Source organism: Lentzea tibetensis (assembly GCF_007845675.1).
Lineage (GTDB): Bacteria > Actinomycetota > Actinomycetes > Mycobacteriales > Pseudonocardiaceae > Lentzea > Lentzea tibetensis.
Genome location: NZ_VOBR01000035.1, coordinates 76920 through 86384, shown reverse-complemented (window position 1 = coordinate 86384; position 9465 = coordinate 76920). Strand labels below are relative to the sequence as shown.

Below are 9465 nucleotides of genomic sequence, written 5' to 3'. Positions count from 1 at the left end.
CCTTGACTTGGGGTGCGGCGTGGTACACCTCAACGGCCGGCAGGTTCCCTTCCCTGCCGGCGGAGCCGGCCCACCACGCCGCGAGGGGCCCCAAGTCAAGGCCCAATCGCTGCGCCGAAGGCGCGACGCAACCCACGACAGCGAAACACCACAGCCACAGCAAGCTAAGAACCCAGTCCCAGCGAAACCGGCAGCCAGGCAAAGAACCCCAGCCCCGACGAGAACCGGCAGCCAAGCACAGAGCTCGGCTCCGACGAGACCGGCAGCCGAGCCTCGGCACCCCGACGGCAGGCAGCTGAGCCGAGCCTCGGGGCCTCGGCAGCAGGCGACAAGAGTCGCGCCTCGGAACCCCGACGCGGGGCGACCTGAGCCGCCCGCCCCACGCGCCAGTGAAAGCGCTCCCGCCGTCAGGCCAACCCGGCCTCAGGCCCAGACGACGGACAGCTCGTCGCGTGCGCCGAACCGGACCAGGTGCCGTTCCACGACATCCCGCAACTTGTCCAGTGACTCAGCGTCAGAAGACGCGATACGCATATTCAGCGCACCTGGTTCAACCGAAAACTCTGCAGTCCCGAGCGAGAACTCGACAAAGCCTCGTCCGTCCTCCCAGGACCCCGGTAGATCCTTGTGCGTGAAGTGCTTGACCAGCTGAGATCCGTAGCGCTCGGGTCGCTCGGTAGCGGCGGACCCGGAACTGGTGAAGTCGCTCATAAGGTCACCCTAACTCGATTCACCCTAAGAACATCCTGTGATTTCTCGCGATCTCACACCGACAAGGGCAAGCTGTCCCGCATGACTACGGAAGGCACGGCGCGAATCGCCGTTACCGGACTCGCCACCATGGGTAGCAACCTCGCGCGCAACCTGGCGCGTCACGGGTTCCGGGTGGCCGTCCACAACAGGACTCCCACGCGCACCAAGGCGCTGGTCGAGGACCACGGGCACGAAGGTGAGTTCGTCGCGGCCGAGACGATGGAGGAGCTCGTCGCGAGCCTCCAGAAGCCGCGGCAGATCATCATCATGGTCAAGGCGGGAGGGCCGACGGACGCCGTCATCGACGAGCTGTCCGGGTTGCTCGAGCCTGGGGACATGGTGATCGACGGGGGTAACGCGCACTACGCGGACACGCGTCGCAGGGAAGCCGCGTTGAAGGCGAAGGGGCTGCTCTTCGTCGGCGCCGGCATCTCCGGTGGTGAGGAAGGCGCGCTGAACGGGCCGAGCATCATGCCCGGCGGGCCCGCCGAGTCGTACGTGCACGTGGGGCCGGTGTTCGAGGAGATCGCGGCCAAGGTCGACGGGCAGCCGTGTTGCGTGCACGTCGGGCCGGACGGTGCCGGGCACTTCGTCAAGATGGTGCACAACGGTATCGAGTACGCGGACATGCAGCTCATCGCCGAGGCGTACGACCTGCTCAGCCGCGTGGGTGGGCACACGCCCGCGCAGCTCGCCGACGTCTTCAAGCAGTGGAACGAAGGCGACCTCGAGTCGTACCTGATCGAGATCACCGCCGAGGTGCTCAAGCACACCGACAGCACCGGCGGCGCGCTCGTCGACAAGATCGAGGACGCCGCCGAGCAGAAGGGCACCGGGCGTTGGACGGTGCAGGAGGCGCTGGAGCTCGGCGTCCCGGTCACCGGCATCGCCGAGGCCGTGTTCGCGCGGAGCCTGAGCGGGCACATCGAGCAGCGCAAGGCGGTGCGCGAGGCGCTGGGCGCGCACGAGGTCGTGGCGAAGCCGGACGAGCAGCTCGTCGAGGACGTGCGGCAGGCGCTGTACGCGTCGAAGGTCGTGGCGTACGCGCAGGGCTTCGACATGATCCGCGAGGCGTCGAAGAACTACGACTGGAACATCGACCTCGGTGCCATGGCGACGATCTGGCGCGGCGGCTGCATCATCCGGGCCCGGTTCCTCAACCGGATCCGCGAGGCGTACGACGCGAACCCGGAGCTGGCGTCCCTGCTCGTCGACGGCTACTTCAGCGACGCGGTGAAGGCTGCGGAAGCGGCGTGGCGACGGGTGGCCGTGCGCGCGGTCGAGTCGGGTGTGCCGACGCCGGGCTTCGTGTCCGCGCTGGCGTACTACGACGCGCTGCGCTCGGAGCGCCTGCCCGCCTCGCTCGTGCAGGGGTTGCGCGACTTCTTCGGCGCGCACACCTACCGGCGCACGGACAAGCCGGGCAGCTTCCACACGCTGTGGTCGGGTGACCGCACGGAGATCGAGGCGTGAGACGGACAGCTCTCCTCGCCCTGGCTGGTCTGCTCCTCACGTCCGGTGGCGGCGGTGCCGTCGCGCAGGACGGCGACCAGCTGGGGCGCGACCTCAGCGCGATTCTCACCGCTCCCGGGCTGCGCAACGCGCAGGCCGGGCTCGTCGTGCGCGACGCGGCGAGCGGTGAGGTCGTCTTCAGCAGCGGCAGCGCGAGCCGCGCGCAGCCCGCGTCGAACCTGAAGATGCTCACCACGGCGCTCGCGCTCGACGCACTCGGGCCCGAGCACCGGTGGCGCACGGACGTCCTCACCGACGGCGTGCGCATCGGGAACACCGTGCGCGGCAACGTGTACCTGCGGGGGACCGGCGATCCGACGACGTCGCCGAAGGACTACCGCGACCTCGCCGCGACGCTGGCCGCGAGCGGGATCAAGGTCGTCACCGGCGCGCTCGTCATCGACGACACCGCGTTCGACGACCAGCCCTACGCGCTCGGCTGGGCGTGGGACGACGAACCCTATGCGTACAACGCGGAAACATCGGCGTTGACGCTGTCGCCGGACCCGGAGTTCAGCGCGGGCACGATCCTGGTGCGCGTCAAGCCGGGTGCGGCGGGCCAGCCCGTCCAGGTCGAGCTCGACCCGCCGACCTCGCACGTGAAGGTCGTCAACAAGGCCACGACCGGAACCGGCAGCATCAACCTGGACCGCGAGCACGGCACGAACGTGATCACGGTCAGCGGCGCGACCACTGTGCCGACCGCGGACACGGTGACCGTGCACGACCCGAGCGGGCTGGTCGCGGACGTGTTCCGGAGCGCGTTGCGGGACAAGGGTGTCTTCATCGTCGGCGGCACCGAGTCGCGTGCCGTCCCGGCGAAGGCGCAGCCGGTCGCGTCGCACGACTCGATGCCGCTGCGCGAGATGATCAGGCCGTTGCTCAAGGACAGCAACAACATGCTGGCCGAGGTGCTGGTGAAGACCGCGGGACGCAGCTGGCACGGCGGGCGCGCCGCGTTGCGCCCCAAGCTCGCCGGGCTGGGCATCGACCCGGCGACGCTGTACGTCGAGGACGGTTCCGGACTGTCCAGGATGGACCAGATGTCGCCGGACCAGCTGTCGTCGCTGCTCGTCGCGGCGCGCACGAAGCCGTGGTTCTCCGACTGGTACGAGGCGATGCCGATCGCCGGTGTGGACGGCACGCTCAGGAGCCGCATGAAGGGCACCAAGGCGGAGAAGAACGTGCACGCCAAGACCGGCTCGATGACCGGAGTGACCGCGCTCTCGGGCTACGTCACGACGGCCGACGGGCGGCAGCTCGTGTTCTCGATGGTGTTCAACAACTTCATCCCGACCAATCTCAAGTCGGTCGAGGACCGGATCGCCATCCGCCTCGCCAACGACGTGAAGGGTCAGTCCGTCGCCACGATCCAGACCGTGCCCGACCGTCCGGACGAACGCGCGGACGTCGAGTGCAGCTGGATCAAGGCCTGTTAGGAGAACTCCTCCAGCAGCCGGTAGAAGGTCGTCTTCACCGGGTCCGGCGCGATGCCGTACCGCGCGAGGAAGCGGTCGGCGTGCTCCGGGCGGTACTGCGGGTTGAGCTCGCCCGCCACCGACCTGGTGGCGATGGCGAGGTCGGCCCAGCGGTCGGCGACACCGAGGAGCCCGGCGTCGAGCACGCCGGACACCCGGTGCGTCGTCGGGTCGAAGACGACGTTCGGCAGGCACAGATCTCCGTGGCACACCACGAGATCCTCGTCGGGAGGCCTGGTCGCGAGGAGCTCGGCGACCAGGTCCTCCCGGCTCCACCCGAGCCGTTCGTCGTCCAGGTCGTCGAGGTCCACATCGGACTCGAGCGCCGCGGGAACGGTCACCGCCAGCGTCCGGTCGAACGGGCAGTCGTCGACCGGCAGCGCGTGCAACGCCCGCGCGAGGTCGGCCAGCGCGTCGATGATCAGCGGCCGTGACTCGGCGGGCCACGGGGAAGCGGCCGACCGGCCGGGCACTTCTGCCGTGACCAGCAGTCCGGGACGGCACTCCAGCACCTCGGCGGCCGGGATGCCGTGCTCCCGCAACCACGTCAGCCGCTCGCCCTCACCGGCCAGGTCGATGCCGGGGTCGTCGGACTCCTTGCGGTACACGCCGTCGCGCCTGCTGACCCGCGCCCCGGACATCCCGCCCGTCACCAGCTCCCACACCCCACCAGCCTGCCATGGGGGGAGCTTTCCCAGCGCAGACCGCCGTGAAGCTCCCCCCATGGCGATCAGTGAGCGGGGGCGGGCACGGGCTCGAGGGCGTTGCGGTCCGGGTTCACCAGGTACACGCGGGCCTGCGAGATGTCGAAGTACATCCCGACCAGCGACACCGAGCCCGACGCGATCGCCTCGCGTACGCTCGGGTAGCCGAGCAGGTTGTCCAGCTGCTGCGCCACGTTCGCGACGGCCAGCCGGTCGGTGATGGGCAGGTCCGCGCAGCCGGGCGCCGACGGTTCGTGGAACCGGATCAGCGACGGCTCGGCGTTGCGCAGCCACGTGTGCAGGTGCGAGCCGCGCGTGGCCGAGCCCTTCACGAGCGCCTTCATCGCGCCGCAGTCCGAGTGTCCGCACACGACGATCGTCGTGACGCCGAGTGACTCCACGGCGAACTCGACGGCCGCGCCGACCGAGCGGTCGTCCGAACCGTACGAGGGCACCAGGTTGCCGATGTTGCGCAGGCAGAACAGGTCACCCGGACCGGACGTGGTGATCATGTTCGGCACCACGCGGGAGTCGGCGCAGGTGATGAACAGCTGTTGCGGGCGTTGCCCCTGCGCCGCGAGCTCGGCGAGGAACGGGCGCACCAGCGCCGCCGACCGGCGCTCGAACTCGTGCATGCCCTTGAGCATCGGGTCGCTCTCACCGCGCTGCGCCGGCAACGCCACCACGGCGCCGCCCTGCCAGTGCGACCACGGGGCGAACCAGCGCGGCAGCGGACCGGGCAACGTCTTGCGCCGCCCCGGCTTGCCCTGGTGCGCGCGGTCGTACCAGGTGTCGTGCACCTCGTCGACCTCCACCCGGCCGCCGAGGCGCTCGTAGCCCTCGCGCCAATCGTTGATCGCCTCGTACGAGGCGTGGTCCAGGTAGTCGACGTGCAGCTCCAGCACGATCTCGCGCCCGGAGGGGATGCGCCGCAGCTCGCGCAGGAGCCTGCCGACGCCGAGGAACACCAGTGAGCCGCGAACGCACACGCGGTCGCCGTCGACGCGCACCGAGCAGTGCGTCAGCCGGACCAGCGCGCGCAGCAGTGCGATCGCGAGACCGAAGACGACGCCCTCCAGCAGCCCGAAGACGACGACCCCGAGCACGGTCGCGAGGTAGACGACGAACTCCCTGTGCCGCAACAGGGTTCGCATGCGGGCGACGGACACGAGCCGCACGCCGACGACCAGCAGCACGCCGGCGAGCGCGGCGAGCGGGATGTGCTCGAGCACGCTGCCGAGCGCGATCACGAACACCGCGATCCAGATCCCGTGCAGCACGGCGGAGTTGCGCGTCCGCGCACCCGCGGCGACGTTCGTGGAACTGCGTGCGATGCCGCCGCTGATGGGCAGGCCGCCGAGCGCGCCCGCGATGGCGTTGCCGGTGCCCTGCGCGATCAGCTCGCGGTCGAGCTTCGCGCGGGGACCGTCGTGCAGCTTGTCGACGGCGACGGCGGACAGCAGCGACTCGACGCTCGCCACCAGCGCCACGGTCACCACGGCCGCGACGACGCCTGCCACGCTGCCGCGCGGCATCTCCGGCAGCACGATCTGGTCCAGCGGGTGGCCGGGCAGGGACACCCGCGCGAGGTCGAGCGGCAGCAGGACGGTCACCAGCGTGCCCGCGCCGACCGCGACGAGCGGCGCCGGGACGAGCGACGAGCGCGGCACCCGAGGCCACAGCAGCATCGCGGCGACGGTGACGGTGCCCGCGACGAGCGAGCCGATGTGCGTGCTGCCCAGCTCCGCGGGCAACCGCCCCAGGTTCGCCAGCACCGAGCTGGCCGCGGAACCGCCGAGCACCACGACGAGCTGGCCCGCCGCGATCGAGATGCCGATGCCGGCCAGCATGCCGTGCACGACGGCGGGGGAGAGCGAGAGCGCGAGCTTGCCGATGCCGGTGAGGCCCAGCGCGATCTGCAGCAGTCCGGCGGCGAGGGTGATGGCGGCCGTCGCGGGCCAGCCGTACTGGGCGACGAGGCCGGCGGTGATCACGACCAGGCCGGTCGCCGGTCCGCTCACCTGCAGCGGTGCTCCGCTGAGGGCTCCGACGACAACACCGCCGACGACGGCGGAGACGATTCCGGCGATCAGCGGTGCGCCCGTGGCGACCGCGATGCCGAGCGAGATCGGGATGGAGATCAGGAAGATCACGAACGAGGCCGGCAGGTCGTGGCGCAGCAGCGTCACGACTCTCGGCGGAGGTCCGGCCGTGGTGTGCTCGCCTGCGTGGGACCTGTTCGGGTGCGGGTTGTTCATGTTGATCTTCCTTCTGCTGGGCGCACGACATGGCCCCGCGAGTACGGGGCGTGAGGTCATGAGAAGTGGGCTACAAGCGTCCTAAGCGCAGCGGGGAACGCTGCCGGACGGCCGCGAGCTTCGGCTCGGCCGCGGCGCGGTGCTCGTGTGTCGGCACGGGTGTGCACCTCCGTGTCGGCGGGAATCTGGCCGCGTCGCCGTCACCATGATGACGGTCACACCGGCCCGATTGCACTAATGTCAGCCAACCGGGGTGATCTTGGTACTCGCGGTTACGCCTGGTTAACCGACGCGGCGCAGGTGCTTGCCGTGCGACGGCTCCTGCTCGGCGAGCGTCAGGCACAGCTGGGCGCTGAGGTACGCGCGGCACGGCGCGGGCATGCGGCGGCTCCACCAGCCGCGCCGGCACGTGGGGCAGCGGCCGTGCTCGTCCGGGTGATGCTCGTCGAGCAGCGCGCGCACGACGGCGACGACGCGGGGGAGCTCGTTGCGGGCGAGCACGACGGCGGTCTGGTCGTCACCGCGTCGGGCGAGGCTTTCGAGTGTGGCGAGGTGGTCGTGCAACGACCGGTCCAGCTGACGGAAGACTGTGACGGCTCCGGAATGCTCGCCGCTCTCCATCGGGTGTCGCCTCCTCGCAGGGTTTGCCAAGGGCAGCGTGCTGCCCGCGACGCTTGATCTGCAAGTTGCACTACACGAATGGATGACGTCGCTTTGCCTCGCCGGTCTTTTGCGTCGAAACTGTCCCGTGGCTGTGCTGGCTCTTCGCGGAAGGTGCGTTCATGGCACGGGGAAGCAGTCCCACCCTGCGCAAGCGCAGGCTCGTTTCCGAGCTGCGCAGGCTGCGGGAGGAGGCTTCGCTGACGATCGAGGAGGTCGGAGAGCGGCTCGAGTGCTCGGCTTCCAAGATCAGCCGGATCGAGACCGGACGGGTGGGGGTGAGCCCGCGCGACGTGCGGGACATGCTCACCGCCTACAGCGCTGATGACGAAACGCTCGAAGAGCTGGTCCAGCTGGCCAGGGAGGCGCGCCGCAAGGCGTGGTGGGACGAGTTCGGTGACATCGTGCCCGGCCGCTACGTCGGCTACGAGGCCGACGCCGAGGCCATGCGCACCTACCAGGGACTCATGATCCCCGGCCTGCTCCAGTGCGAGGCGTACACCAGGTCGTTGATCTCCGAGGTGCTGCCCTCGGCGACGAAGGCCGAGATCGACCGGCGCGTCGCGCTGCGCACCGCGCGGCAGGCGCTGCTGTACGAGGAAGACCCGTTGCGCCTGCACGTCGTGATCGACGAAGCCGCCCTGCGCAGGCTCGTCGGCGGCCGATCGGTGATGCGCTCGCAGATGAAGCGACTCCTCGAAGTCGGTTCTCTCGTGAACGTCACCCTTCAGATCGTCCCTTTCAGTGCGGGCGGTCACGCTGGGATGGATGGCCCGTTCGTGATCCTGGCCTTTCCCGAGAAGCTCGATCCGGACGTGGTATACATCGAAAGCACTAGAAGCGGCGTCTATTTGGAGCAGCCAACTGACGTCCAAAGGTACGCAGAGATGTTCGAGCGTCTCGTGACGACTGCGTTGAGTCCCGAGGATTCGTCCGTCCTGATCACGGATATCGCTCGCGCTCTCGCGTAGGACCGGGAGTGAACAGCAGTGGAAAGCCTGAACTGGCGCAAGAGCACGCGTTCGTCCGCAGCCGGACCAGACTGCGTCGAGATCGCGATGATCACGGCCGGAGCGGCCGTGCGCGACTCGAAGAACGCGTTCGGAGGACGGTTGGACTTCGGCACACCGGGATGGACCAGTTTCCTTTCGGCAGCCAAGTCGGGTGATTTCGTCGCCCGCTAGTACGACCTGGGTCTGATATCACTCCGGCCCGGAGTCTGATGTGCACCGAAATCCCCCTTTGGTGAACTAACGCCGTTCACCGAAGGGGGATTTCTCATGGCGTTGCTGACGGACGCGCTCCAAGGCCTGGCGGCGTTGCCGCAACCGGCGGTCGTCGCGGCCACCGGTCTGCTGGTGCTCGCGGAGTGCACGCTCGGGCTGGGGTTCATCGCGCCGGGAGAGTCGGGGCTGCTGATCGCGGCGACGACCGCGGTGTCCGTGCCCCGCTTCCTCGTGCTGTGGCTCGTGGTGTCGGTGTGCGCGATCGCCGGTGACTGCATCGGGTACACGATCGGGCGGAAGTACGGCGACCGGCTGCGGGAGACCAGGCTCATCCGCAAGATCGGCGTCCAGCACTGGGACCGGGCGGGGGAGCTGCTGCGGAGGCGCGGACCGATCGCGGTGTTCTTCGCGCGGTTCCTGCCGGTCGTCCGGACTCTCACGCCGGCCAGCGCCGGCGCTTCGGGGCTGGAGTTCCACCGGTTCCTGCCCGCGGCAGCCGCCGGTGCCGTCGCCTGGTCCGGGTTGCACATCGGGATCGGTGCCGCGGCCGGGGCTTCGGCGAAGTACATCGAGGCGACGCTGGGCAAGGTCAGCTGGGTGCTCTTCGGCGCGCTCGCCGTAGCCGGGGTCGCCCTGTGGGTGCGCAAGCGCCGCCGGGCCGCTGCTGTCGAGGAGGCTCGCCCGCTCGAACGCGTCTGATCGACGGTTGCCCAACTGCCGCCAAACACAGCGAAGGCCCCGCCCGGTGGGATGGGCGGGGCCTTCGACTTAGGGGACGTGAGCCGGCCGGCGTTCCGCCGCCGCGGGCTGGATGCCCCTTGCACGCCGGCCGACCCACGTCGATCATGGAGACGAGCGGAAGATCCGCCGTCTG

General features: G+C 69.7%; 9 protein-coding genes. 5 read left to right on the top strand and 4 right to left on the bottom strand.

Annotated elements, in window-relative coordinates; translation table 11 throughout:
- Nucleotides 1-423 precede the first annotated feature (423 nt).
- The gene (locus tag FKR81_RS37195) at nucleotides 424-711 is read right to left on the bottom strand and encodes a DUF2218 domain-containing protein (RefSeq protein WP_146358967.1); all 288 of its coding nucleotides are present in this window, start codon (nucleotides 709-711) and stop codon (nucleotides 424-426) included.
- A gap of 81 nt (nucleotides 712-792) precedes the next feature.
- Between FKR81_RS37195 and gndA the strand changes: the two genes are divergently transcribed.
- Together gndA and dacB are read left to right on the top strand one after the other, a co-directional pair.
- Nucleotides 793-2226 carry an NADP-dependent phosphogluconate dehydrogenase gene (gene gndA, locus FKR81_RS37190; protein ID WP_146358965.1) on the top strand — a complete coding sequence of 478 codons (1434 nt, stop codon included), beginning with the start codon at nucleotides 793-795 and terminating at the stop codon, nucleotides 2224-2226.
- A complete protein-coding gene (gene dacB, locus FKR81_RS37185) occupies nucleotides 2223-3704 on the top strand; it encodes a D-alanyl-D-alanine carboxypeptidase/D-alanyl-D-alanine endopeptidase (protein ID WP_146358963.1) in 1482 nt (493 codons plus the stop codon). The genes gndA and dacB overlap by 4 nt, the downstream gene beginning before the upstream one ends.
- Here the strand turns inward: dacB and FKR81_RS37180 are convergent.
- The 3 genes from FKR81_RS37180 to FKR81_RS37170 form a co-directional block, all read right to left on the bottom strand.
- Nucleotides 3701-4468, bottom strand: a complete 768-nt coding sequence (locus tag FKR81_RS37180; protein ID WP_146358961.1) for an APH(3') family aminoglycoside O-phosphotransferase — start codon at nucleotides 4466-4468, stop codon at nucleotides 3701-3703. The genes dacB and FKR81_RS37180 overlap by 4 nt on opposite strands.
- Before the next feature lie 5 nt (nucleotides 4469-4473).
- Nucleotides 4474-6705 carry a SulP family inorganic anion transporter gene (locus FKR81_RS37175; protein ID WP_146358959.1) on the bottom strand — a complete coding sequence of 744 codons (2232 nt, stop codon included), beginning with the start codon at nucleotides 6703-6705 and terminating at the stop codon, nucleotides 4474-4476.
- Between the two features lie 282 nt (nucleotides 6706-6987).
- Nucleotides 6988-7326, bottom strand: coding sequence for a hypothetical protein (locus FKR81_RS37170; RefSeq protein WP_146358957.1), 339 nt, complete (start codon nucleotides 7324-7326; stop codon nucleotides 6988-6990).
- Nucleotides 7327-7487: 161 nt separating this feature from the next.
- Here FKR81_RS37170 and FKR81_RS37165 point away from each other — a divergent pair, with 161 nt between their 5' ends.
- The 3 genes from FKR81_RS37165 to FKR81_RS37155 all read left to right on the top strand — a co-directional run bounded on the left by FKR81_RS37165 (nucleotide 7488) and on the right by FKR81_RS37155 (nucleotide 9290).
- Nucleotides 7488-8336 (top strand): helix-turn-helix domain-containing protein, encoded by an 849-nt coding sequence (locus FKR81_RS37165; protein WP_146358955.1) that lies wholly within the window; start codon nucleotides 7488-7490, stop codon nucleotides 8334-8336.
- Nucleotides 8337-8354: 18 nt separating this feature from the next.
- Nucleotides 8355-8549: a DUF397 domain-containing protein gene (locus FKR81_RS37160; protein WP_146358953.1), complete on the top strand. Its 195-nt coding sequence runs from the start codon at nucleotides 8355-8357 to the stop codon at nucleotides 8547-8549.
- Nucleotides 8550-8645: 96 nt separating this feature from the next.
- Nucleotides 8646-9290, top strand: a complete 645-nt coding sequence (locus tag FKR81_RS37155) for a DedA family protein (protein ID WP_146358951.1) — start codon at nucleotides 8646-8648, stop codon at nucleotides 9288-9290.
- Nucleotides 9291-9465: the final 175 nt, after the last annotated feature.

Excerpts from the sequence above, each read along its gene's own strand:
- FKR81_RS37195 (WP_146358967.1), bottom strand. The coding sequence starts at position 711 with ATGAGCGACTTCACCAGTTCCGGGTCCGCCGCTACCGAGCGACCCGAG.
- gndA (WP_146358965.1), top strand. The coding sequence starts at position 793 with ATGACTACGGAAGGCACGGCGCGAATCGCCGTTACCGGACTCGCCACC.
- FKR81_RS37180 (WP_146358961.1), bottom strand. The coding sequence starts at position 4,468 with ATGGGGGGAGCTTCACGGCGGTCTGCGCTGGGAAAGCTCCCCCCATGG.
- FKR81_RS37175 (WP_146358959.1), bottom strand. The coding sequence starts at position 6,705 with ATGAACAACCCGCACCCGAACAGGTCCCACGCAGGCGAGCACACCACG.
- FKR81_RS37170 (WP_146358957.1), bottom strand. The coding sequence starts at position 7,326 with ATGGAGAGCGGCGAGCATTCCGGAGCCGTCACAGTCTTCCGTCAGCTG.
- FKR81_RS37165 (WP_146358955.1), top strand. The coding sequence starts at position 7,488 with ATGGCACGGGGAAGCAGTCCCACCCTGCGCAAGCGCAGGCTCGTTTCC.
- FKR81_RS37155 (WP_146358951.1), top strand. The coding sequence starts at position 8,646 with ATGGCGTTGCTGACGGACGCGCTCCAAGGCCTGGCGGCGTTGCCGCAA.